20 protein-coding genes and 2 pseudogenes are annotated in these 24,754 nt (G+C 46.2%); 9 read left to right on the forward strand and 13 right to left on the reverse strand.

The window, feature by feature from the left end:
• Position 1 precedes the first annotated feature (1 nt).
• Positions 2–1,149, reverse strand: a protein-coding gene (locus K9N75_RS12435) for an IS3 family transposase (RefSeq protein ID WP_109171055.1) whose coding sequence is annotated in 2 segments (ribosomal slippage) — positions 2–912 and positions 912–1,149 — 1,149 coding nt in all. Because the reading frame shifts where the segments join, the coding sequence is not laid out codon by codon here.
• A 104-nt stretch (positions 1,150–1,253) separates the two neighbouring features.
• Between K9N75_RS12435 and K9N75_RS12440 the strand changes: the two genes are divergently transcribed.
• Positions 1,254–1,430, forward strand: a complete 177-nt coding sequence (locus tag K9N75_RS12440) for an autotransporter outer membrane beta-barrel domain-containing protein (protein WP_263481233.1) — start codon at positions 1,254–1,256, stop codon at positions 1,428–1,430.
• 59 nt (positions 1,431–1,489) lie between these two features.
• On the opposite strand, the gene K9N75_RS12445 is transcribed toward K9N75_RS12440, so the two are convergent.
• Both K9N75_RS12445 and cho read right to left on the reverse strand, forming a co-directional pair.
• Positions 1,490–1,921, reverse strand: a complete 432-nt coding sequence (locus tag K9N75_RS12445) for a hypothetical protein (RefSeq protein ID WP_020303725.1) — start codon at positions 1,919–1,921, stop codon at positions 1,490–1,492.
• Between the two features lie 276 nt (positions 1,922–2,197).
• Positions 2,198–3,028, reverse strand: a complete 831-nt coding sequence (cho, locus tag K9N75_RS12450; RefSeq protein ID WP_102961612.1) for an excinuclease Cho — start codon at positions 3,026–3,028, stop codon at positions 2,198–2,200.
• 399 nt (positions 3,029–3,427) lie between these two features.
• Between cho and K9N75_RS12455 the strand changes: the two genes are divergently transcribed.
• Positions 3,428–3,730 (forward strand): hypothetical protein, encoded by a 303-nt coding sequence (locus tag K9N75_RS12455; RefSeq protein ID WP_039186530.1) that lies wholly within the window; start codon positions 3,428–3,430, stop codon positions 3,728–3,730.
• A gap of 287 nt (positions 3,731–4,017) precedes the next feature.
• Here K9N75_RS12455 and K9N75_RS22895 read toward each other — a convergent pair.
• Together K9N75_RS22895 and K9N75_RS22900 are read right to left on the reverse strand one after the other, a co-directional pair.
• Positions 4,018–6,060: pseudogene (locus tag K9N75_RS22895) on the reverse strand (autotransporter outer membrane beta-barrel domain-containing protein); the annotation flags it as partial.
• A 2,256-nt stretch (positions 6,061–8,316) separates the two neighbouring features.
• Positions 8,317–8,376, reverse strand: a pseudogene (locus K9N75_RS22900) (hypothetical protein); the annotation flags it as partial.
• Between the two features lie 1,081 nt (positions 8,377–9,457).
• Between K9N75_RS22900 and K9N75_RS12465 the strand changes: the two are divergent.
• Complete coding sequence (locus K9N75_RS12465) at positions 9,458–9,682, forward strand: DNA polymerase III subunit theta (protein ID WP_008813653.1); 225 nt, start codon at positions 9,458–9,460, stop codon at positions 9,680–9,682.
• 25 nt (positions 9,683–9,707) lie between these two features.
• Here the strand turns inward: K9N75_RS12465 and K9N75_RS12470 are convergent, their stop codons facing one another.
• On the reverse strand, positions 9,708–10,466 hold the full coding sequence (locus K9N75_RS12470; protein ID WP_224451696.1) for an SDR family oxidoreductase: 759 nt from the start codon (positions 10,464–10,466) through the stop codon (positions 9,708–9,710).
• A gap of 154 nt (positions 10,467–10,620) precedes the next feature.
• On the opposite strand from K9N75_RS12470, the gene K9N75_RS12475 reads away from it, so the two are divergent.
• Together K9N75_RS12475 and K9N75_RS12480 are read left to right on the forward strand one after the other, a co-directional pair.
• The gene (locus K9N75_RS12475; protein ID WP_008813655.1) at positions 10,621–11,010 is read left to right on the forward strand and encodes a helix-turn-helix domain-containing protein; all 390 of its coding nucleotides are present in this window, start codon (positions 10,621–10,623) and stop codon (positions 11,008–11,010) included.
• 18 nt (positions 11,011–11,028) lie between these two features.
• The gene (locus tag K9N75_RS12480) at positions 11,029–12,138 is read left to right on the forward strand and encodes an SLC13 family permease (protein WP_039186525.1); all 1,110 of its coding nucleotides are present in this window, start codon (positions 11,029–11,031) and stop codon (positions 12,136–12,138) included.
• 53 nt (positions 12,139–12,191) lie between these two features.
• On the opposite strand, the gene K9N75_RS12485 is transcribed toward K9N75_RS12480, so the two are convergent.
• Positions 12,192–13,430, reverse strand: a complete 1,239-nt coding sequence (locus tag K9N75_RS12485; RefSeq protein WP_224451697.1) for a DUF1479 domain-containing protein — start codon at positions 13,428–13,430, stop codon at positions 12,192–12,194.
• A 511-nt stretch (positions 13,431–13,941) separates the two neighbouring features.
• On the opposite strand from K9N75_RS12485, the gene K9N75_RS12490 reads away from it, so the two are divergent.
• Positions 13,942–14,712 (forward strand): amino acid ABC transporter substrate-binding protein, encoded by a 771-nt coding sequence (locus tag K9N75_RS12490; RefSeq protein ID WP_004094843.1) that lies wholly within the window; start codon positions 13,942–13,944, stop codon positions 14,710–14,712.
• 131 nt (positions 14,713–14,843) lie between these two features.
• The gene (locus K9N75_RS12495) at positions 14,844–15,539 is read left to right on the forward strand and encodes an amino acid ABC transporter permease (protein WP_004094842.1); all 696 of its coding nucleotides are present in this window, start codon (positions 14,844–14,846) and stop codon (positions 15,537–15,539) included.
• 62 nt (positions 15,540–15,601) lie between these two features.
• On the opposite strand, the gene K9N75_RS12500 is transcribed toward K9N75_RS12495, so the two are convergent.
• The 4 genes from K9N75_RS12500 to K9N75_RS12515 all read right to left on the reverse strand — a co-directional run bounded on the left by K9N75_RS12500 (position 15,602) and on the right by K9N75_RS12515 (position 19,496).
• Positions 15,602–16,162, reverse strand: a complete 561-nt coding sequence (locus tag K9N75_RS12500; protein ID WP_064573706.1) for a hypothetical protein — start codon at positions 16,160–16,162, stop codon at positions 15,602–15,604.
• On the reverse strand, positions 16,163–16,885 hold the full coding sequence (locus K9N75_RS12505; protein WP_064573704.1) for a hypothetical protein: 723 nt from the start codon (positions 16,883–16,885) through the stop codon (positions 16,163–16,165).
• 251 nt (positions 16,886–17,136) lie between these two features.
• Entirely contained in the window at positions 17,137–18,081 is a 945-nt protein-coding gene (locus K9N75_RS12510) for a lysozyme inhibitor LprI family protein (protein ID WP_224451698.1), read from the reverse strand.
• A 569-nt stretch (positions 18,082–18,650) separates the two neighbouring features.
• A complete protein-coding gene (locus K9N75_RS12515) occupies positions 18,651–19,496 on the reverse strand; it encodes an AraC family transcriptional regulator (protein WP_224451699.1) in 846 nt (281 codons plus the stop codon).
• Between the two features lie 278 nt (positions 19,497–19,774).
• On the opposite strand from K9N75_RS12515, the gene K9N75_RS12520 reads away from it, so the two are divergent.
• On the forward strand, positions 19,775–21,172 hold the full coding sequence (locus K9N75_RS12520) for an MFS transporter (protein WP_224451700.1): 1,398 nt from the start codon (positions 19,775–19,777) through the stop codon (positions 21,170–21,172).
• 33 nt (positions 21,173–21,205) lie between these two features.
• Positions 21,206–23,191 carry a glycoside hydrolase family 127 protein gene (locus K9N75_RS12525; protein WP_375374022.1) on the forward strand — a complete coding sequence of 662 codons (1,986 nt, stop codon included), beginning with the start codon at positions 21,206–21,208 and terminating at the stop codon, positions 23,189–23,191.
• A gap of 614 nt (positions 23,192–23,805) precedes the next feature.
• On the opposite strand, the gene K9N75_RS12530 is transcribed toward K9N75_RS12525, so the two are convergent.
• Positions 23,806–24,051 (reverse strand): DUF2766 family protein, encoded by a 246-nt coding sequence (locus K9N75_RS12530; protein ID WP_008813663.1) that lies wholly within the window; start codon positions 24,049–24,051, stop codon positions 23,806–23,808.
• 61 nt (positions 24,052–24,112) lie between these two features.
• Complete coding sequence (locus K9N75_RS12535; protein WP_004093202.1) at positions 24,113–24,733, reverse strand: L-threonylcarbamoyladenylate synthase; 621 nt, start codon at positions 24,731–24,733, stop codon at positions 24,113–24,115.
• Between the last annotated feature and the right edge of the window lie 21 nt (positions 24,734–24,754).

Raw genomic sequence — 24,754 nt, forward strand, 5'->3', positions numbered from 1 at the left:
TCTAGACACTTCTGAGCCGTTGATAATACTGGTTTTCATATTCTGTCGGTGACATCTGATTGCTCGAACCATGCCGACGCTTACTGTTATAAAACATTTCAATGTAATCGAAAATATCGCTGCGGGCTTCTTCCCGTGTTCCGTAGATCTTTTTCTTTATCCGTTCGCGTTTCAGCAACTGGAAAAAGCTTTCTGCAACCGCATTATCGTGACAGTTACCGCGACGGCTCATGCTGCCCTCCAGGCCGTGTGATTTCAGGAATGACTGCCACTCATGGCTTGTGTACTGACTGCCCTGATCTGAATGAACCATCACCTGTTTTAGAGGATTACGTCGCCATATGGCCATCAGAAGCGCATTCAGGACAATGTCCTTTGTCATCCGGGATTGCATTGACCAGCCGATAATTTTGCGTGAGAACAGATCAACAACCACGGCAAGATACAGCCAGCCTTCGTGGGTCCTGATGTAAGTTATGTCCGTTACCCAACGCTCATCCGGAGCATCCGGATTGAACTGTCGCTGGAGCCTGTTGGGCGATACGATACTGACCTCGCCTTTGTGTGCCCGCGGGCTCCGGTACCCGACCTGAGCCTTTATCCCGGCACGATTCATCAGTCGCCAGACTCTGTTCACTCCGCACTGTTGCCCGCTATCCCGCAAGTCCAGATGGATCTTGCGATAACCATAAACGCAACCGGACTCCAGCCAGAACTGTTTGATCTGTCCCGTCAGTCTCAGATCTACCTGGTGGCGCTGAGAATACGGTTGCTTAAACCAGGCGTAAAAGCCACTGGGATGAACATCCAGCACCCTGCAGAGCAGACGAACAGGCCAGCAAAGGGAGTTGTCACGAATAAAGGCGTACCTCAGTCGGACAGCTTTGCGAAGTACGCCGCGGCTTTTTTTAATATGTCCCGTTCGTCAGTAACCCGCTTCAGCTCCTTCTGGAGTCGGCGGATCTCGGCCTGAGCATCTGACTGTTCTTTGTTAGTGGATGAGTCCGGACCGTACTTCTTTATCCAGGCGTAAAGGCTGTGGGTGGTGATATCGAGACGTGTTGCAACGCTGGAAACAGAATGACCGCGATCAATAACCTGTTTGACTGCTTCAATTTTAAACTCTTCGGGATAACGTTTACCGCTCATGGGCACCTCTCTTTAAGTCATCTTAAATGACTCTGAGGTGTCTGTTAAACCCGTGGCGATTCAAGGTCAATTGGCTACACAACACCAAAAGTTTCGGTACTAAAATGGGCGATACAAAGATTGAACAAGCAGGAACGAAAAATATTGGTGAAATAAAAGTGGGTGTTGAGAGCCAGATAAAAACCTCACTTAACCTGTGGGGGAATATCGCAGCTCAAGTCGGTGACCAAGGCTATAATGATAGCCTTTTCATGGTCGGTATAAAGTATAACTTTAAGTAAAAAATCACTTCGCGCAGCCTCCTGTTATCGTTCAGGAGGCTGTGGTATTGCACTTATCATTACGATGGCTTCCCCACGCTGAGCGATTTTCGATACTTAATCAAATGATAAAGCAAGTAGACACATCCTAATGGGATAGCTGCGACCATAACGAGAAAAGCATATATTAAGCCGAAGTTCCTCGACCCTGTACCATGAATAATTTCGAAACTTTTTTTTGAAACGGAATGCCGCAACCCGTCGTCCGTCATTTTTTTTGCAAATGGATATAATGCTATTGTTATACCCATAATGACAATCGCAGTTCGATGCAACTCTGCATTATCACACAGGCTATAAATTATATAGCCTAATGAAATAGAGCTAAGCGAAAGCTTGCCGATAAAATCCCAGCTTTTTACAAAAACTATAAGAGGATGAGGCTCTGGCTTGAGACTTTCATTTAATTTTCTAGACTTTTCTTTTAGGTAAAAACGCCCATTTTTGCTCATTTACGCCCTCTCCTTCTGAAATACAAAGAGTGTAATGGCTGATTTCTGATTATAGTTGTCTAGGCATATCCCACTGAGCTGAACCCACAACGCCGCAAACATGCTGATAGGTAAACGCTGAGAACGTAGCTCGGCTTGGCTGTTTCGTCTAGAGCATAACAAGGTTCTTTACCCCTACCTTTGATAATGACGTGCTTGAGGATTTCATCGATTTTGAAATCCCGATGCACATATATTATCGCCTAATTAGGCTATCGGATCTCATTTAAACGTATCTCAATCCAATGCTATAACCTTAAATGCCCCACTGAGTAAAGGTTTACATAATATCTTGTACCCATCTCGATCGAAGCAGGCAGCTGTACTATGCATTGACTTAGCCTCTTGCAAGTTTTCAACTGAACCTAGATAAAACCAATTATTAATGATGTGATACTGAGTAAACCCATCACAGCTCTCCTCCACAGCAATTTTCCCGTCATAGGGCCAGCACTGGACTCGAATGCTTTCCATCGCTTGTTCCAACCGCAACTGATGTTCTTCTAGCGATTCCTTTCCACAACAAGCTCCAGCACACCGTTTGAGGCTATAACGAAAACAAGAGCGACCTTGAGCCAAACGCTCCAACCCTAAGACTCCGTAGCATAGACGTTGTTGATCGGCTACGGCTCTCAATGTCTCTAATGCTGATGATTTATTGGAAAATAAACCAAATAGCTGCGCTTTGTGGCTGAAGTGAGTATCTCCAGCATAAACGATCTCAACACCTCTGGGCTGCAGTGATAACGAGCAGAGTTGTTTAGCGTGTCTTAGTCTTTTATTGAACAGTGGCTTTTGCTCTTTTATCAACCTAGCCTCGGTAAGCAACGCTCCTAGCTCACCAGCCATTTCTATATGCTTAATATGGGTGGTTAAATGAAGCAATTTCGCCTCATTCTTATTTCTAAAATGCGACATGACTCGAGAGCGGATATTGACGCTTTTACCAATATAAAGAGGCATCGTCTTGCTTGTCCCGTGAAAAATATACACACCTGGTTTTGCTGGCAGTGCGGCTAGCTCTAGCTTCAGATGTTCTGGGTACTGATACATGTCCTCATCCAGCATCGACACGGGTTGCTTCCTCTTGTCAGGCGATAATGAGTGAGCCATTCCAATAGATAGCTCATTAAACGTAGGATGATAGCCAACCGGCAGCTAAGTTTCTCAGCAGCGTTAAGAAATACATAATAATTTGGTGGTAAAACTCATACTTAACTTATCGATGCAGATTAATAGAAGCCCATACCATAAATACTGTGTATTAAAACAGGTATGATATCAGAAAAGCCTGTTCTGGTGCTGATTTGGTGAACGTTTTTCTGCTGTCAGGATTTGTCAGCCACGTAAAGTAGGCTAAATGTGCTGGGGTTTTGAAAGAATTCTCTTTAGTCTCAATTTCATGAAACACCCAGCGGGTCGATGTACAGGGTAACCCCGTTAGCGAGTCATTAGGAGTCAATATCTATGTCAAACAATCATTCACAAACTCGCACCCAGCGTATGCGCAGCGCCTTACAAGGGCAGATGCAATACTGGAAAATGTATCTAGCATTGAAATCACGCCAGATGGGACTCTCCGGCAGAATGCGTCAGATGACGTTGATTATCTCCGCCGTGATGATGGTCGCCCTGCTGATGGCGGGATTTGTCTTATTCAACCTCGTGGTGCTGAGCGTTTCCTTAGTGGGTGCGTTAATATCACTTTTTCGCCCCCGCCAACGCCCAGGTCACCGCACGTTCACCCAGCAAAGCCCTAGGGTTATGTAACTGAGTAACATACTTCATGTAGCCTGAAGTTATATATCAGTGTTAACCGCTTGAAATTTGCGACTTTGATAATTCATAGTCGCTTTTTTCGATATACTTGCCCCATATGAAAACCTCTTAGATTATTTTCTTCCCCCTTTTTATTAAAAGTTTCTATCTGAATCACTTAAATATCTTAGCTCTCTAAATTTGTGACTTATACTTTCACATTCCCGCTTCGTGATGCTGGCGCTACACCTCATCATTAAAAAAGGCACCCTAAGGTGCCTTTCGAATCATGCTATCAACTAGAAGTTATACTTCACGCCAATCATGGCCGTGCTGTCGTTATAGCCTTTATCACCAACTTGCGTTCCTACATTGCCCCATAGGTTCAAACGTGGATTGATTTGCCCTTCTACACCGACTTTCACTTCACCGATGTTACGCGCTCCGGCTTGGCTGATACGAACATCATCCATCTTCGCGCTGTAGCTACGGGTGTTATGTAACCAGTTAGCTTCGATGAACGGCTCGAAAGTACGGCCTTTACCTTCGTCCATGGCATGATGACTTTTCAGATAAGCGCGCATCCCTAAACGCGTCTGTACATTGCCATCACCTTCACTGTTCACTCGCGTACCATTATCTTCGCGATGTTTATCCGCCTTCACACCCATCCACGTCGCCTGTGCCTGTGGCTGAATAAACCATTCGTTAAGCGTTCCTTGGCTGCCCGTAAATTCTCCCATTTTCAGGGTATAACCCGTTTCTAGTGATGCCGTCAGCCCTTTGGATTTGTAGGACTCGCTGGCCAGTTGTTCACCATTCACGTGGTTGTTAAACCAGCTATATTGCAGCCAGCTATCTACATATAACCCGCTCTTATCGGCGTCATTAGCAAACCATGTGCCGTAAACCCCAGCGCTGTAACCATTGATTGAACCTTTAGAATCATAGCCAGTGACTGAAGAATGTGTCTGATTATGGCTGTTGGCATAACCCGTCATTAGCCCCAGATGACCGCGATTTAAACCATCTGTTGACCACTGCGCCACATCGCCGCCCAACTGAGCCACATAGCTATTACTTTGTGTTTTCAACTGCCCGCTGCTGTCACGCCAGTTGTTATGTCCACCCACTTGACGTAGCCATAGGCTTGTGACCTTTTTCTCACCGGTCAGCGCGTCGACATATTGGGTTTCACCTAAACGATCGTGCAAACGCGTATTAAACAGGGTATTTGCCGCGGCAAGGTTGGCAATATAGCTCCCACCTTCAGGTCGATTAACATGCTCCCCACCACCCGGTGGTGTCACAGGTGGGTCAACGGGGTCAATTGGAGGATCAACCGGATCAATCGGTGGATCTACAGGGTCGATAGGCGAGGTTTGACTGGTTAAATACCAGTTACCCTGATTGCTGCCTTGACCGCGTACCAAAGCGTAATCATATGCGCCTGCGACAATGCGTCCCTCTTGGGTGAACGTGCCGTCAGACTGACCACCTACGCTAATGAGTTCAATGCCGTTCAGGGTTTTGTCTCCGACTCCCCCTGCATTCTTAACGCTTACCCCAGTATCACCAGAGGTATCACCAGTAACGATTAACTTATCCGTGGCCGAACTGTCATTGCCTAACGCGGTATTGAACTGCAGGTGTCCATTCTCGCCCGTATAATTGCCATTCACCGTCAGAGTGGTGCCCGCGATCGCCTGACCCGATGCATCGTTATGACCAATAACGACCGTACCACTGTTGGTTAATGCGCCCGTTTGATAGTTTGTTAACGTGTCACGCGTTACGTGGCTATCACCATCTTGCCCAAGATAGAGCAGGCCTTGGTTATTCACGCTACCGGTTCCCAGCGCCTGGCTCGACAGCATACGGATAACACCATCTGATGCAATTGTGGTATCAGCGCTCATCGCCGCATTATCACTGCTAACCGTCAATGTTCCACCCGCCACCGTTAGGCTACCCGCACCGCTCATATTGCCATCGACCGTACCATTGTTAACGGTCAGACTGCCTTGATTGAAATCGAGCGTGCTACCTGCGTCAGTCTGAATATTCTGCAACGTCTGAGCATAGCCGTTCATATCGAACTGACTGCCACTGTTGAGGTTCAGCAATCGAGTCTGTCCCAGTACATTGTCGTTACCCATTTTCAGAGTACCCGCAACAACGTCCGTCATACCGGTATAGTTGTTATCGCTGTTTGACAAAGAAAGGTCTGTATCCGTATCGATACGCAGATCGCCAGCCCCAATAATCTTGGCACTCAGGTCGGCAGCATTCCCCGTATTTCCTTCAGCGCTGAGTGTTAGCGCATTATCGCCCTGTGCCAGTAATTCAACCTGAGTCAATCCGTAGTTAATGTACAAACCATCATTATTTTCTCCGCTGGTAAGGCGATAGTCATACTCACCATTAGCAACCGTTTCACCATTTTGCGTAATTTGGGAGGTTACTTTTTGCGAGATAACAGTACCGTTTTGATCAATCAAGCTCAGATTACCCCCAGTACCTGTAACCGTACCTTGGCTATCGGCCAATTTAACCATTCCCCCCATGTCATCTTGCTGGAGTAGTGGCAAGGTTGTGTCAGGATGCTGTACGGTGTTTTCGAAGTCTCCACCGTCAGTAATCTGAATCTGTCCCTTGCCCGTTAAATTAAGGTCTTGGGTCGTCTCAATAAAGCGATCGCTGGTTGTATCACCAGGATTAACATCTCCAAATACCAGTGTGCCGCCATCAAACGCTAGCCCACCGAGGTTCTGATTTCCTGTTCCGACTGAAGTCTCGTTTCCGCTACCGATATGCAACGTAGCATGCGTTAACGCAGCTGAATTATCACCTTCTAACGCAAACAGGTTATTATTGAGAATAACATCACCAGCAAAATCAGTTCCTGTTGCTGTGCTGAATGTAAACTCACTACCATTATTGTCGGCAACAACATAGCCCGTACCCGACAGTTTATTCTCGAAGGTGAACTCACCCGTTGAATTCGCGATTAAATAGCCATCACTTTCTACATTGATATTTCCTGAGCCAAAATTACTCAGCGTAGAGGATACGGTTTTATCCGTTAATGCTTTCCCTGTTATATTCCAGTTACCCGCATAAGTATCGTTAACCCCTGTTATCTGTGCATTACCGGAAACCGTGGTATCACCGTTACCTAATAATTTATTCTCAAATGAGGAGCCATCAGTATATGCGATATCAAGTCCGGTTTTATTATCATTGGGATCGGTATTGATAGCGACATTTTCATTCCCTAGTGCTTTATTATTGGCAATGGAGAGCAAACCACCATTAATTATCGTCCCACCTTTATAATCAGAGGCCACCCCAAGCGTTGTATGGCCAGACTGTTGTTCAACAGTACCTTCACCATTGATTGAAACATTAAATAAATAACCATCAGTGCCTGGTTGCGTTGGTTTGGTGTTATTAAAAATAACTTTATTCTCACCAGCGCCACTCATGACAATATTCTTTGCTACAATGCTTGTCGGCGCACCATATCGAGAATCACCGATATAGAGGTTAACTTTCCCTCCCTGTACGCTATTAAGATTAATATCTTCACCAGCGGTTACTTTCGCAGCATGTCCCATAATAACATCGGTAGTATTACCACTTACTGAGGATACTATATTAAAATCACCATGCGTCGTTATACCGGTATCACTTGCATTGATAATTTGAAGCCCTGTATTACCTACGTTTTTCCCTATAACATTGATATCTCCTTCAACATTTACAACTGTCGAGTAGATACCCGCCTCAGTACTAACGGAGTTTACATCCGATAATTTGACATTGTTAACAAATGTCAAATCGCCACCCACCATAATTCCTTGTGAGGTATTATTATTAGTCGCTAAAAAAGAGCCATTCGTGGTATCTAGATATAAATCGCCACCCACCTTTAATTGAGAATTCCCCACCATCATGAAAGTACCACCAAGGGTATTCACTACGGTCATATTTCCAGTAACATTCACATCAGCACCTAGTTCTGAATTACTAGGATTAGCTAGCCATATATTATTTCTGTCTGCCGTAAGACTGATGTTTGAAGCATTCAACTTAGCTGTACTGCTAGTTGAACCAAACATCCAAATGGTCGCATCCGTAGCTCCTGCCGCTGTCTGTATATCGCCAACAGAAAGAACGCCAGCAGCGCCACCTGATTGCTCCGATGTCAGTCCCCCCAGTTGAGCACCCCCGATTTGTAACATGCTATTGTTACCCATCAGCACAGTACTATTATCTGATGTTGTAAGGCTTCCACCATTTATCCATAATGATGTATTGGCACCACCTGAAGGCGCCATGTTTAAGGTCGGATTACCACCTGAAACAGTAACATCAGCACCATTATCAACCTGTACCGTTGCGGTGGTATTCCACTGTAAACCGTCTGTTATTGATGTTGATGACGTAAAATCAGTATAACCATTGATGTCTAAAGCCGAGGCCTCTCCAGCGATGAATAGCAGCATAGATGAAGCCAGCCCATAGCAGCAAAGCCGAGGTCGCTGCAGTTTTTTGGGGGATGACGTTTTAGTCTTCCCCCTCCCTAACTCAGAAACAGCGGTCCATGCCATTACGGCGAAGTTCCATACAACACGATAAATTTTATTCATCATTTCCTCGGGGAATTAAATTAATAAACTTTAGATTTTTATTCTTAAGTTATATTCGCAAAATTAAAGGATGAAAATATTTCCTTATCCTAATATATTTTCATCTATAATTAGCTCACAACCAGAATTATGCTCATCAAGGGTTGCATTTGGGATATACCCCATACAATAATTAGATTAAATCCAGACGCAGAGATTGGCTTAATAAAAACCTTTAGAACAAATGATAACTTAATATACGTTTAGTCTATCATGCAGAATGTATACAGTTAAACCAATTAATCCTACGATTAATCTCATAATCGACATTCCAAAGGGCAAGGAAGTCATTAGGATTTTTCTGCCAAAACCGACGATTTTTTTTTAATTTTGATGCTCACGTATCTAAAATTACATCTTGAAGGCGGACTTACATGTCTATTAAAGTACACTCCCGCCAGTGAACAGAAGTTGAATTCTAGACTTAACACAATGAAAAATAATGTTTTAATGACATTTTTACTCTGCAAGCCCTTCTAGGCCTTACTCTTTGTACCTACGGCAGCCCTCTACAAAGACGCTTAACCTCCCTCGCCTAAACCATATAAGAATATTCTCGCCATGTTCGCTTCATCATCCTGTTAGGATTTAGAACTCATATCTTCGCCGCATCTGTCATCAAATCTTCACAATAACCTCCCAAGGAAGAACTCACTAAAAAATGCCACTCGGGTGACTTATTTAACTGGAGTTTATTATTTCTCTTTGCATTCTTCAGTCGAGGACTTATTAATACATTGAATGTTTTAATGTCTTATTAAAATAAGAATTTCACTTAATAGACACTGACAATGATATAAAATTAATATCCAGACATTGTTAACTAGCTATAATTTCAGAGGCAGCAAGTGCGAATAGCCTGTGAGTTTAGGCTAAAGTGCTGGTTACTTGCACCCTCTGTTTACAGAATTCCTAATGACTCCTAATCAGTCCCCTTTCCGTTGATCCGTTTGCTTTTTGTTCAGCAAAACATGGGGGGATACAAGAAGCCATAGAGTCAGCGGCGACATTCTGGAATAATGGCACCGACGCAACAGGAGGTCACATGAGTTTCAATTTGGCAAATCTTCCTCAAGAAGAAATGGACAAAGTTAACGTTGATTTAGCGGCAGCCGGTGTCTCTTACAAAGAACGATACCACATGCCGGTGATTGCAGAGCTGGTTGAGCGAGAACAGCCGGAGCATCTTCGCACCTACTTCCGCGAGCGTCTGGCCTATTACCGCACGCTGCGTATTGATACCCTGCCGTACGAACCACCAACAAAATAAATCGCGTTAATCATTCTAGCTAAGGCTACTTTCCACCGGCCAAATCAAGAACGCTGCCGGTGGAATAGGAAGCTTCTTCCGACAGCAACCACACTATCGCCGCCGCAATTTCTTCTGGTCTGCCTCCCCGCTGCATTGGCAACGACGATTTGATGCGGTCCACACGATCGGGCTCGCCGCCGTCAGCATGCATATCTGTATAAATAAACCCAGGACGCACACCGTTAACCCGAATACCTTCTGCCGCCACTTCAATCGATAGTCCTTTGGTCAAGGTGTCCATCGCGCCTTTGCTCGCAGCATAATCGAGATATTCAAAAGGCGAACCACTTCTCGCCGCCGCAGAAGAAACGTTGACGATGGCACCACCGCTGCCGCCGTGGCGTTTCGCCATACGTTTTACTGCCTCTCGGCAACACAAAAACGTACCGGTCACGTTGGTCTGCAAAATCAGGTTAATCCGCTCTGCGGTCAAGCCTTCGATTGTCGACTGCGTATGCAAAATTCCCGCGTTATTGACCAGCGCGTCTATCCTTCCCCAGCGCTGATCTAACAAATCAAACATCTCACAAACGGCAGATTCGTCCGCAATGTTCGCACAGGCCAGCAGACTTTCAGCCCCGAGCGTTTCAATTTCATTCGCCAATGAGCGCGCAGCGCTATGATCTTGACAATAATTGATACATATTCGATAACCGCGTTTGGCAAGTAATAACGCCGTTGCGCGCCCAATACCGCGGCTTGCTCCGGTGACTAACGCAATGGGAGATGAGTTCACAGGCATTCCTTGTTAAATTGACGTTTGCTTGCCAGTGTAGCTGAGGTTGAACCGGCTTCAAGTAGGATGGGTATGCGTAATGGGTATAGTGGTAAACGACGCGATGTCGTAATATGTGAAAGACGGCATGTTGCTAATAAGAACGATTACCGGAGAAAGAATGACGCAGAACGAACGAAATATTGCCTTGGTATGCGCGCTAAGTGAGTGGATTGAGCAGCATCTGGGTCGCGATATTTATCTGGATGAGCTCGCTCGCTACTCTGGATATTCACTGTGGCATATGCAAAAGATCTTTCGTGAAACAACCGGAATGTCTTTAGGGCGCTATATTCGCGAACGTAAGCTGTCTGGCGCTGCAAAGCGTTTACGTCATACCGAAGAGTCTATTATTGATATTGCTGTGTACTATGGTTTTGCATCGCAGTCACACTTCACCTACATGTTCCGCAAACATTTTGATATCACGCCAACTAACTACCGGCTCCAGAGCGAAATTCAGCTATCAACGATCCAGCCTCTGCATGTGATGTATAAACAAAGCGCCTGAACTCACTGAGCGATCGTTATGCTAAACCTGTTACGCAGCACTTTTCGAAATATCTTACGCGATCGTTTACTGATCTTTTTGCTGGCTGCCGGTGTCATTCTGGCCTTTTATACTCCAGCCCCGTTGCGCGAATATCCGCACTGGATTGATTGGCCAACGATTACCACACTGCTTGGTCTGCTGCTGTTAACCAAAAGCGTTGAAGTCAGCGGTTATTTCGACTGGCTAGGGCGCAAAATTATCGCACGTTTGAACAGCGAACGAACCCTCGCGTTATTTATGGTTGGCGCTTCGGCGCTGCTCTCGACCTTTCTGACTAATGATGTTGCACTATTCATCGTGGTTCCGCTGACCATCACACTCAAAAAACTCAGCGCGCTGCCCGTGACACGTTTAATCATTTTTGAAGCGCTTGCCGTCAATGTAGGCTCATTACTTACACCGATCGGCAATCCACAGAATATTTTGTTGTGGAATCATAGCGGCCTTTCTTTTGGATCATTCATCTGGCAAATGCTACCGCTCGCTGGCGTACTGATATGCGTGCTCCTGTTGGTCACCCTGCTTTGCTTCCCAGCCAAAACCATTCGACCTCTTGTTAGCCACGCAGACAATCATTGCCAGCGTAGGCTGCTCATCGCGTGCGTTCTGCTGTATGTGCTATTCCTTATCAGCGTAGACGTTGGGGTTCCCTATTGGGGACTGTTGGCGGTATTTGCCACACTGTTATGGCTGGCGCCGAAAGTCATCCTGATGGTCGACTGGGCGCTGATTCTGATATTTATCGCGATGTTTATTGATGTGAAATTGTTTACCCAGTTGCCCGTTCTGCTGCCGCTCACTGAAAGCATGCAACACCTGTCCACCGCCGGCGTCTATGCCAGTGGAATTTTACTTTCACAGCTGATCAGTAATGTACCTGCCACGATTATGCTGTTGGGATTCATTCCCGCCAGCATCACACTCGCCTATGCGGTAAACATTGGCGGTTTTGGCTTCGCGCTGGGTTCCATGGCCAACCTTATTGCGCTCCGCATGGCTAATGAAAAGCGCATTTGGTTGAAGTTTCATCTTTTTTCCATTCCCGCACTGGCTATCTCCGCTGCGCTGGGATGGTTATTGCTTTAGCTCATACGCTAACGCTTTCGATCAAACACGGGCAGCCGCCTGCCCGTGTTTGATCACTTGGTCGTAAAACCTAGCTGGCGCTGACCTTGTTCACTCAGCATGTCCTGTGTAGCACGCCCGACGAAATCGACCTCGAAATCATCAGGCGCAAAATCCGGCGGCGTTTTACCTGCAATAAATGCCGGAAGCTGTTTCTGCAAATAGGCCGCATTTTTTTCACACCAAGGCACGGCGGCAATGTACATCACGTTGCTATCAAACTCGCCGTTGTGCTCATTTTCCACCGCATGAATCACATCACAGTGCCAAAATACCGTGTCTCCCGCTTCAAGATCGGGAATGGGTACTACCGCTTCCAATAGCAGCGAATGCCACTGCGCAGAAATAGATAGTGCGCGTCCGGGCGCGGCGCCACACAAATCATCCTCTGCCACATCATCCTGTAACGCCCGCAGCAGCACATAGGCCATCGCATTCGCGATAGGGATTAGCTTAAGCGTACCGGCGCCTGCACGTTGAGGCGTTAAGGCTGTCCATCCTTGAAACGTGCGAAACATCGAGCACACGGCAGGAGACGGAAACTCTCTCACTTCGGTGCGCCCCTGAGCAGCGAATGGATTGTAATTTTGCCATTCACCAGAAAAGACGTGGCGATAGACCTCTCTAAATTTCACATCCAGCCAGCGTTCAATCGAACCACCGTCAACGTGCGGAGACAATCCCAACGATGACGAGCGCGGTGGACGACGGCGCGTCCGGTCGGCGTAGGTCGCCACTCTTTCAGCATCAAAATGCTGCTGGCCTGCGCTCTCGCTTTCCCACAGTCGGTTTAAGAAAACCTGTACCTGACGCATTCTTTCGCTCTGACGTGCCTCCACCTGCGGGCGGGACCAATAGATGCCATAGATTTGCGGTTTACTGTCTTTTAAATCACCAAAATAGTTGTCTTCCGCCGCGTGTTTTAGGCGCTCGGTGAAATGATTTCGCTCCAGATAATCACCAATCTCTTGGTTCCATTCCTCGGCCTGATCTTGCGCAAATACACCGTGAATAGCACAACACCCCGCCTGACGGATTTTATCTCGCTGCTCCTGAGTCACTTTACCGTCAATAATATCTTGCGCATGTAAACGCGGAACGGGCTCAGCACTCTGCTTCACCGCATTAACCTGTTCACGGATATGTTTTTCAAGGGCTGTGAACACCTCTCGATAATCAGGTAACGCCGCACGTAGTTGTTGTTTGGTGGCTTTGATTGCTTCAGGAATATTGTCAATATGCAGGTGAGTCATAGTGCCCCTCTCGCTTTATTTTTTGCTGAATAGCTGTCTCTCAATGGCGTTCATCGAATCACGCCCACAGGATGAGTTGCTATCAGTTATAAACATCTGGTTAACATTCATCTTCACTATGACAAAACGCCCACATGCAATAAATGGATCGAATTTTCCACTTCAATCCTCATTTGCCAAAGACTCGAAAGCGTTTGGACTACAAATGAAACCAGAACCCAACAAAGCGTGATCGCCACCGGTGTAAAAGAGGAAGCATTAGCTAATAACTACAAATAATTTAATATTCTCTTCACCTTTTATTATCATTGAGTCATAGGCATCGGAGATAGGGTCTAAACACCACCTCACCGTGCTGTTTGTTTTTAAGCTTTATTCCTTTTGGTTATTGATAATCGCTTAATGTGATTTAGCAAACCATCAACAATGGTTTAGCTTCATCATCAATAACGGAGCGCAATTAGCCGCGTTCTTTTTAAACAAATAATTTAAGTAAGACATTGGGATACCTATGAAAAAAATGACCTTGGCTCTACTTGCTACCTCATTATTTGCCACTTCTGCACTGGCTCAGGCAGCCGACGATCTGGCTGCAATCAAGTCTGCGGGTGTGATGAAATTCGGAACTGAAGGCACCTATGCGCCTTATACCTACCATGATAAAAGTGGAAAACTGGTTGGCTTCGACGTTGACGTTGCGCGTGCAGTGGCTGAAAAAATGGGTGTTAAGCCTGAATTTGTGGAAGGTCGTTGGGATGGTCTGATTGCTGGTCTGAGCGCAAAACGTTATGACGCAGTCATTAACCAAGTGGGTATTACCGACGAACGTAAAGCAAAATTTGATTTCTCCCAGCCTTATATCGGCTCCAAGGCCGTGCTGGTTGTGCGCGATGACAACACCACTATCAAAAGCTTTGCAGACCTGAAAGGCCAAAAAGCGGCACAAAGCCTGACCAGTAACTACTCGAAATTGGCAACCAAAAATGGTGCTGATTTAGTTCCTACAGACGGTTTCAACCAGTCACTGGATTTGGTTCTGAGCGGACGCGCGGCGGCGACGCTGAACGATAACCTGTCGTTCCTTGATTTTAAAAAGCACAAGCCAGACGCGAAAGTGAAAATCGTGGCGACAGATGAGAACACCGAAAACTCGGCCATTTTGCTGCGTAAAGATCAGCCAGAATTGGTTAAAGCAGTGAATAAAGCGCTTGATGAAATCAAAGCTGATGGCACTTACAAAACGATTTCTGTACGCTACTTCGGCCAAGACGTTTCTCAGTAAGAGAGTTAGTCGGTTAGCACATAACGTTAAATTCGTTGTTTAAAAGCCTGCCTCTGTGAACGCCCTTTGGGCCATCACTCCATGAGGCGGGCTGTTGTTTTTAGACTTTTTTGTATTTAGGAGTACGGCATATGGCATGGCTACACGGCCTGACTGACTATATTCACGGCCTTGCCTGGCTACAGTTGATGATAGATTCGTTTTGGAGCCTGCTTTCTGCTGGGCTGCAATTCACCCTGCCGCTGGCGATCCTCTCCTTCATCGGTGGGATCATCGTGGGGTTCATCACTGCGTTGGCGCGTTTATACGCACCAAAACCAGTAAAGTGGATTTTTGATTTCTATGTATGGGTTATTCGCGGCACGCCTCTGTTGGTTCAGCTGTTCCTGATTTTCTACGGCTTGCCGAGTGCGGGAATCACCCTAGATGCCTTCCCTGCTGCACTGATCGGCTTCACCCTGAGCGTAGGCGCTTATACTTCTGAGATTATCCGTGGCGCGATTATTTCGGTCCCCAAAGGCCAGTGGGAAGCATCATATTCAATTGGCATGAGCAGCTCGCAGGCGATGCGCCGCGTCATTTTACCGCAGTCGGTGTTTGTTTCTTTACCGCCGCTGTCTAACTCGTTTATCTCCTTAATCAAAGACACGTCACTGGCCGCAGTTATCACCGTGCCTGAAATGTTCTTGGCGGCGCAGCGCATCGTGTCGGTTACCTACGAGCCGCTGATTTTGTACGTTGAAGCAGCACTGATTTATCTCATGTTCAGTACCGTGCTGGGGAAACTACAGAATCGTCTGGAGATTTATTACCGGCGTTACGAATAACGCGAGCGATTTTCAATGGCGCGCTAACCCGCGCCATTGATACTCATGTTCAATATCTACCACTAACCAAGATCCATCGGCTGTACGCAGCCATAAAAGAAACGCCCCTGAATTTTCTGTATTTGGCTTTGCCCAATAACAACTCTTTCATAATCAGGCTCAGCAAGCGACATGATCTTATTGCCAATGTTTTTATAAAAAGAGACATTTTGCACACCAAGATAAGTTTCATCTTTTTTAGCCGGTCGAGCATTAATCTGCTTAGCAAAAGATTTAGGGTCGCCTTCAACTTCAGCTATAAAAATAACGCCGCCTTCACCAACGAATTGCTGCACGGCATACAGATGAAGACCATCAACATCTAGCGGCTGTAAAAAGCTGTATCTGAATTGGTTATAATAAGGATCTTCGATCATCGTGATGACTGCCCCTGCTTTTTTCAGCATGGCGTCGCTTTCTAGTTCTCCTGCAGCTGAATTTTCAGAGTCTCCTACGCAAAGTAATGATTTACTGAGTTCGCTAGCAACGTGTTTTCGGCTACCATCAGTTAACTGAGCAGCCATAGTTTGAACTGATAAAAGCAATAGCGATGTAGATAATATTTTTAACATGCCCAGTTTCATTTAGTAGCCTTCATTCAATTCGTCAGGAATGATATATCCACCGTTATCCATAGCGTAATTTATTTTATATTTTTCATTTATTTTTGTTGCACCTCGGTTGCCAACCGAATTAATAATTAAAGGGTAAAAATCTGCATCAGGCTGGCTGCTATCAATTGAAAGCTTATTTTCAATGTGCTCGTATTGATCTGGCTCCTGTGGACTAATTGCGCCTGAATTATCCTGATGTGAAGTCCACTGCGCGACGGGGATAAAAGTATTTTTGACAAATAGACTTAAAGTATCATGCGCCTGTTCATATCCCTGATTCATGGCATAAGATGAACCATGCACCGCCCATTTTTCTGAGCCAATATTTACGACATCCTCAAATTGTTCTCCGCTATCTTGCTCACTGGCGAGCAGCGTATAACCTTGGTCCGTTTTCTGTAAGACATAAAGGTCAGTAGGGAAAGGTTCATTATCATAGGTAGATTTAGACATGTCTGGACACATAACAACGAGATAATATTGACTTTTTTGGCTTATCATTTTGTTATAGCACAGCGAGTAATCAGAGACGATCGCCTCGTCAGCCTTCCTTTTTTTATGCCACGGTGCGTTCTGGTCATCGCTCTTCTGATAAGTCTGAGCAATAAAGTCATCTATTTTTTTGTAGTTCTCTCCAGCAAACACACTGGCTGGAAAAACACCTAAAAGCAATAAAGCCATCAATTTATTCATTATATATACCTATTCACTATCACTATAAACAAAGCCGATATCAACATCCTGTCTCTAATTTTTTAGCGCCGCGATGCCTAGCTTTTTGATTCATTCTGATTAACAAAATGCCCGCTAAAATTAAATATAGGCGCTGAAACACAGCCACTCAAAGAACAGTCCAGCGTTTCAGCATCATTCATACCATTCCAATAACTGATAAGAATATATTTATCCTGAATATCCGCTGTGTATGATCTATAAATTAAACTCTATTCCGGTACTTGATCTTTCGATTCAGACGTTTTCCACTGCCCGTTAACTAATGTTCGAATAGTAGTGGTTATCGTCATAAAGTCTGGCTTTTCGCCAGGAGAGGCGGCCTCGGTGATTTCTTTAATTAACAGAGGCTGGTTGTTCTTTATCTTCCATACACTAAACTGGTGCCAACAGCAGCCGCTTTTGGTCGAAGTCGTCAGCGTTTGTAACTTAGGGTCTACGTCGAATAACCCCAGATTAGTGCTACCCAGCTCGGTTAAGGCTTCATGTCTCTTAAAGGTTTTAGATTTCGGCTGGTAAAGAAACACATCATACGAAGGGCCTCCATAGGCGCCTTCATTGCCTGCACGTAATGCAATATCATCGCTACCATCAAAATTAATATCTTCTGATACCAAACCACTATTATTTTCGCCGTACATCTCAACCAAATTTGTCGTTGCTTTCCCTTTGGCATCCAATTCAATGAAGAGATTATCCATAGGTATACGTTGAACCCATTGCCCCGTTCCTTTGGTAAAAATATCTAACGTTCCAGGACCTTCACAGGTCGGATATGAATCATCTTTGTTGCAGTCAGAAACTGATAACACAAAATCCCATTGTTTCGATGCATTGTGTATCACTGAAACATTATCTTTCTCCGCCAGCGTCTTGATACGTTCAACATACGAGTTTCCGAGACAGCCTGTATCATCCCCGCATTGCTGGCGCTGCTTTAGCCAGCTTAGCTGTTGATTTTTAAGTATATCTTTATCTGAATGTTGTCTTGCTGAGAGATAGTTTTTGTTAAGTACAGCATCCAACTGCATCAACGTTGTATCACCGCATACCGCAACTTCATCCTTCGAGGTGGCCTTATTACAATCCATTGCCAATGCAGACGCGGGCAGTCCCACTGCGACCACGATAAATAAAACAGAGTTAAGATTAAGCATACATTGATAGTTCCCGAGAGCGCGAAGTTTGGCTTACCGAGCCAGATAATGCGATGATATCTTACCCCACTCTATTTTTTTAATTAATTTGTACTTCGTAAATGAAAATAAGACTGTGAACACATCAACCAATAAATAAAATGATTACGAACTTTTCATTCATTATAAAATATAATTACAGCTGTTTATTCTTTCAATTTAATTAAACATACAAAATGAGATTCAGTCTCATCCTAGCGCCATATATCCGGTGTGAAGTAGCACGATTGACGGGTCACAAAACTGCGTGTATTGAAACCAAACGACACCCGCTGCCCATACGGGCAAGTACCGTGATGGAGAATCTCGAGAAGGAAAGCCCAGATGGGGGTTCAAACAAAAAAGAAAACCCGCCTTCACTTACTGAAAAATCAGCAAGTAAAACAAGCGGGTGCAAATGCATGAGAAACTCTATGTCGAAGTTATTCAACAAATTAATGATAACACTATACATTTATTTAACAATTTGTTTTCTTTGAACTGTGAGCAAGATCATTAAATCAGTGCCTTACTCATCACTTTTTAACCGATTAGTCGGAGTTGATGTGTTCCTTACAGTAGCGCCGCTTGTATGCCACTGGCGTTAAACCAATCTGTTTGCGAAATATCTGCCTAAAATAGCCGACATCATGAAAACCACTTCGCTGAGCGACCTCGGCGATTGAGCACATATCGTTTAGCAACATTTTCTCCGCGCTGCTCACCCGCTGACGATGGAGGGCTTCGGTCAACGTCACGCCAAATGTTTTGCAAAACACGCGACCAAGATAGTCTGAGTTACAAAATAACTGTCCGGCTAATGATGAGGTGCTAATGGGCAGATGATATTGTGTTTTTATAAGCTGGCGAGCCTTGTAGGCCAAGGCAACACCTGAATTAGTAATATTGGCATCGTCTGGCAATGCATCTGATATTTGTTGCAGCATTAAAAGGAAAATGAGCGACAATGCTGCTGGCTGTTTTCTATTTTCCTGTTCATTAAGAAACTGTCGAAATAAGGAGGTAATATATTGCGGATCATGAACTTTACAATGTTGAGGTATCGATAACAGCGTCGCTGTAGAGCTATTACGTCCATATTTTCTAGCTATTTCATCAATATCAAAGGCGTTAATATCAAAATGCAGCCAATAAAATTTTAAATCTAACGGAAACGTCTCTAATCCACGATGGCTGCGCTGTGGTTGCAACAGCAAGATCTCTCCCTCTGAAACAGAGAAACTCGTGTCGTCTTCACGGATGGCAAGCGTTCCCTTCTCTACAAAAATCAGCTCCCAAGAAGACAACTTTCTCGATGGATGCACACCAATCCCGCGTGAAATGAACAATCCGCCATTTTGAACTCGAATAGGTAAATCCAGTGCAATCTCAAGCATAATCGTCACCTATCAATAAACTTCGCTAATTTTAATCATTAAACTCACGAGAATGGCGTTTAAAATTCACACTAACCGATCGCCTTCACAGTTTTTCCATCAAGTCGGAATCGTTATCTTTTTATACTTTTACCTACTCTTGTTGCTCCCTATGCTCTGTGCGAGATTAATTATGTCGACACAAGGAACTGACACTTAAAAATAATAAACCCACCACTGTGAATAATTAATTTTATTCACTTCGGCATGATTACGTCGCCAATATGCGAGGAGTCAACATGACCGCTACCCCTATAAACCAGACTGACGTTGTTGCTGAAAATAATAACCAACAATTGAGTATTCGCGAGAAAATCGGCTATGGCCTAGGCGATGCCGGTGGCACGGTGATCACCTGCCTTATTATGAATTTTCTCACCTTTTTCTATACCGATACTTTTGGGCTAACCCCCGCACTTGTCGGCACGCTATTTATCGCTCTACGCATCATCGATGCCGTGTCAGACCCACTGATGGGCATTCTCGCTGACCGAACCAACAGTCGCTGGGGACGTTTTCGCCCTTGGCAGCTTTGGATTGCGTTACCCATTGGGATCGTTGGCGTACTGACGTTTACTGTGCCAGACGTCAGCATGAATATGAAAATTCTTTGGGCATTCGTCACCTACTTCCTGCTTTCCATTAGCTACACCGCGATTAACGTTCCCTACTGCGCGCTGATCAACACCATGACGACGCGTCACAGCGAAGTCATCTCCTGTCAATCATGGCGCTTTGTGTTATGCGGCGTTGCTGGATTCTTAGTCTCAGTAGGCTTACCTTGGCTGATCGACATTCTGGGGAAAGGTAACCAAGCCTTAGGCTATCAACTGGGTGTCGGCGCGCTGTGTGCTGTTGCCGTCGTCATGTTCCTATGCTGCTTCTTCTGGGTTAGAGAACGCGTTCCGCTCGCGCTGATGGGCAAATTCACGTTACGCGAGCACATGTCAGGACTACGCAATAACGATCAAATGCTATTGGTGCTAGTGATGTCATTTCTGCTGATCAACGTGTTTAACCTACGCGGCGGCGGCTACATGTACTTCATCACCTATGTTCTGCAAGGCAGCACTGGATTTGCATCATTATTTTTCACCATGGTCACCGTCGCGTCCATACTGGGCGCCATCATCGTCAGTCCCCTGTCGCGTAAATTTGATACTGTGCGTCTGTATTACGTCACCAATCTTATTCTTGCGTTACTCGCCGTTATTATGTGGTTTATCCCTACAGGGCCTCAGTTCCAGATCCTGTGGCTAGCTGTCATTTTAGGCAATGGCATCATCCTTGGTTTCACGCTACCACTGCACTTCTCCATCATGGCCTTTGCTGACGATTATGGTGAATGGAAAAACGGTGTTCGTTCATCAGGCATGAACTTCGCCTTCAACCTGTTCTTTATCAAGCTCGCATGGGCATCTAGCGCCGGCGTTTTAAGCTTAGTGTTTATCTGGGTGGCCTATCAGCCTGGTATGGCAAATCAAACGCCTGCGTCACTCAGCGGCATTACCGCACTTGAAACGCTGCTGCCCGCCTTCTTTCATTTGGCTCTCGCCTTTGCCATCCGCTTTTGCCGCCTCAATGACCCGATGATGAATCGCATCTCCAGCGATTTGCAAACGCGTCACGCCGGTTAGGCCTAATTTGCCCTATTTTTCAGGAGAGTTTATATGAGTACTTTAGAGACCGTTCAGCCCAATACCACAAGCATTCCGTCGCAAGAATTAGACTTAAACCATGTGCACGTCAGCGATCCTTTCTTGGGGCAATATCAACGATTGGTACGTGATGTCGTTATTCCCTATCAGTGGGATGCGTTAAACGATCGCGTCAGCGATGCTGAGCCTAGCCACGCTATCGAAAATTTCCGCATTGCGGCTGGGCTGGAAAATGGTGAATTTTACGGCATGGTCTTTCAAGACAGCGATGTCGCAAAATGGTTAGAAGCTGTGGCTTGGTCTTTGTGCCAAAAACCTGACCGCGAACTTGAACGCACAGCCGATCATGTGATTGAACTGGTAGAGGCCGCACAGTGTGAAGATGGCTATTTGAATACCTACTTCACCGTGAAAGCGCCGCAGGATCGTTGGACGAATTTAGCAGAATGCCATGAACTCTACTGCGCAGGACATATGATTGAAGCCGGTGTTGCGTGGTTCCAAGCCACGGGCAAACGCCGTCTGCTCAACGTCGTTTGCCGCCTTGCCGATCACATCGACGGCGTATTTGGCCCCCATGAAAACCAACTGCATGGCTATCCCGGACATCCAGAAATCGAACTGGCACTCATGCGTTTATATGAAGTCACCGGTAATTCACGTTACATGAAACTAACCCAATACTTTGTTGAACAGCGAGGTTCCCACCCACCGCACTATTATGATGAAGAGTACGAAAAGCGCGGTAAAACTTCCTACTGGAACACCTATGGTCCCGCATGGATGGTGAAAGACAAAGCGTACAGTCAGGCGCATGAACCTTTAGCTCTTCAACAAAGCGCGATTGGCCATGCTGTGCGTTTTGTCTACCTCTTAGCGGGTGTAGCCCATTTGGCACGGTTAAATAACGATGAAGAAAAACGTCAGACCTGCTTACGCCTGTGGAACAACATGGTTCAACGCCAGCTCTACATTACCGGCGGAATTGGCTCGCAGAGCAGTGGCGAAGCGTTCAGTTCAGACTACGATTTGCCCAATGACACCGTGTATGCCGAAAGCTGTGCGTCAATTGGCCTCATGATGTTTGCTAACCGCATGCTGCAAATGGAGGGAGATAGCCAATACGCAGACGTGATGGAACGAGCACTCTACAACACCGTGTTGGGCGGCATGGCACTGGATGGCCGCCATTTCTTTTACGTGAATCCTCTAGAGGTTCATCCTAAAAGTATCCCGTTTAACCATATCTACGACCACGTCAAACCGATACGTCAACGCTGGTTCGGCTGCGCCTGCTGCCCACCTAATATCGCACGCATACTAACTTCCATTGGTCACTACATTTACACTCAACGCAGCGATGCGTTGTATATCAATTTATACGTTGGTAACGAAACTCTCATGGATAACGGCCTTAAAATTGCCATCAGCGGAAACTACCCTTGGGATGAGAATGTCAGCGTCCATATTCGCACTGAGAAACCACTGCACCAGACGCTCGCCCTGAGAATGCCGGAATGGTGCGAAAAACCGAGAGTGCAGCTAAACGGAGAAACCTGTGAGGGTTTGTTAAAACGTGGCTATCTGCACATTGCACGAGAATGGCAGGACGACGATCGACTTGAGATTGTGTTACCGATGCCTGTCCGTCGCGTCTACGGCAACCCGCTGCTGCGCCACGTTGCAGGTAAAGTCGCCATTCAGCGCGGGCCGCTCGTTTATTGCTTGGAACAAGCCGACAATGGCACAGAGCTGCACAACCTCACCCTGCCGCCCGATAGCACTTTCACCCTGCTTGAAGGCAAAGGCATTTTTGCCCATAAAACGCTGATTCAGGCGACAGGAACTCGCGTTATCAGCGAAGCCCCCCAAAACCAACCGCTGTATCGCTACGACGCAGCCCCTGAGCAACAACAGGAACAAAAACTCACGTTTGTTCCCTGGTTTAGCTGGGCAAATCGCGGTGAGGGGGAAATGAGGATATGGGTGAGGGAATAATAATGCGCTGGGCAGCAAATGTGTTGCTCCAGTTTGGGAACTCTACCATGCAAAAATTGTGTGATTTTTCGTACGCCTAAAACACCGAAACAGACATGCACTCCTTGCAGGCGTCCGAGTCGGGGGGCCAGTCGCTGCCCCCCGACACCCCAGCTTGGCACCGTCCTTCAGCCTGCTTCGCAGGTACCCGAACCTCGTCATTCCGGCCTTAACGGAACGAACGGCAATCGCCATCCTGGCTCCTCCGTTCTTTCGCCGACATCCCTGTCGGCGAATCCTAGCCTACATTCCTCGCTTCGGCTGAAGAACAACGTGCCGGAAAAGGTCAACGTCAAAACAAAATGCGTAGCCGGTTTTTAGCTTAAGTGGTCGTAGGGAGAGCCGCCGGTACAGGGATGTACCGGCGGAGTTTGGGGCGCCCTGGATGGGCGATACCAAACCGGAGCGGAGATGGCGTCTCGGATAAAAGCGCGCGAGTGCAGAGACCACGCGCTGGTGGTCTCTGCCCGTACGCCTTCACCGGTGTATCAATGAAGCTCGGTATTGACAGGCGGGCGGAATATTACACCTCCCCCCCATAAACACCCAGAGAACAAAAGCGACTCCCCCTCCCCCTAGTGTGCCTGCTCCTGCTGCGCAAACTTCAGCTCAATCAGCGCAATGGCTTTTTGCACACCGCGTTTGGTCACGGGGTCGATGCTGGCCTTATCGAAATTTATGCTCTTCAGTTGCTTGGCCATTTTTTCACGCACTTCGGTTGGCGCGATAACATCAATAACGTCTAGAATCTGCTTGATAACCAGTTGGCAAGCAACCAGATCGGATGCCAGTTCTTCACTCTCAGTCAGCATCTGAGACATACCATTTCCTTTTCATTTTTCTGTCTATAAATTCGCTGGGGATTTACCCCCAGCCATAAAATTACATGAAGGGCTTCGGATCGCCGGCACCCACACGCACCACTTCTGGGGAGTCCTCGGTCAGATCGATAACCGTCGTTGGCTGCTGTCCCAAGAAACCACCGTGGATAACCAAATCGACAACTTTACCCAAAGCGTCCTGAATTTCTTCCGGATCCGATTCGGCAAAATCATTGCCTGGCAGCATCAGCGTGGTCGACATCAACGGCTCACCCAGCGCAGCCAGCAGTTCCAAGGCGATGGGATTTGACGGCACACGTAAACCGATCGTCTTACGCTTTTCGCTCATCAAACGACGAGGCACTTCTTTAGTGGCCTTAAGAATGAAGGTATAGTGACCCGGCGTATTATTCTTGATCAGGCGGAACGCGGTGTTATCCACAAACGCGTAGGTGGAAATCTCTGACAGATCGCGGCACACCAGCGTGAAATTATGATTGCTGTCCAGATTACGAATACGACAGATCCGCTCCATAGCGTTTTTTTCACCCAGCATACAGCCCAATGCATAGCCCGAATCCGTTGGATAAACGATAACGCCGCCCTTGCGCAGCACTTCGACGCATTGGCTAATCAAGCGCGGCTGTGGGTTATCGGGATGAATATAAAAAAGCTGACTCATAGTAATTCCTCATTATTCAAG

The sequence above is a fragment of the Hafnia paralvei genome, assembly GCF_020150375.1.
GTDB classification, from domain to species: Bacteria; Pseudomonadota; Gammaproteobacteria; order Enterobacterales; family Enterobacteriaceae; genus Hafnia; species Hafnia paralvei.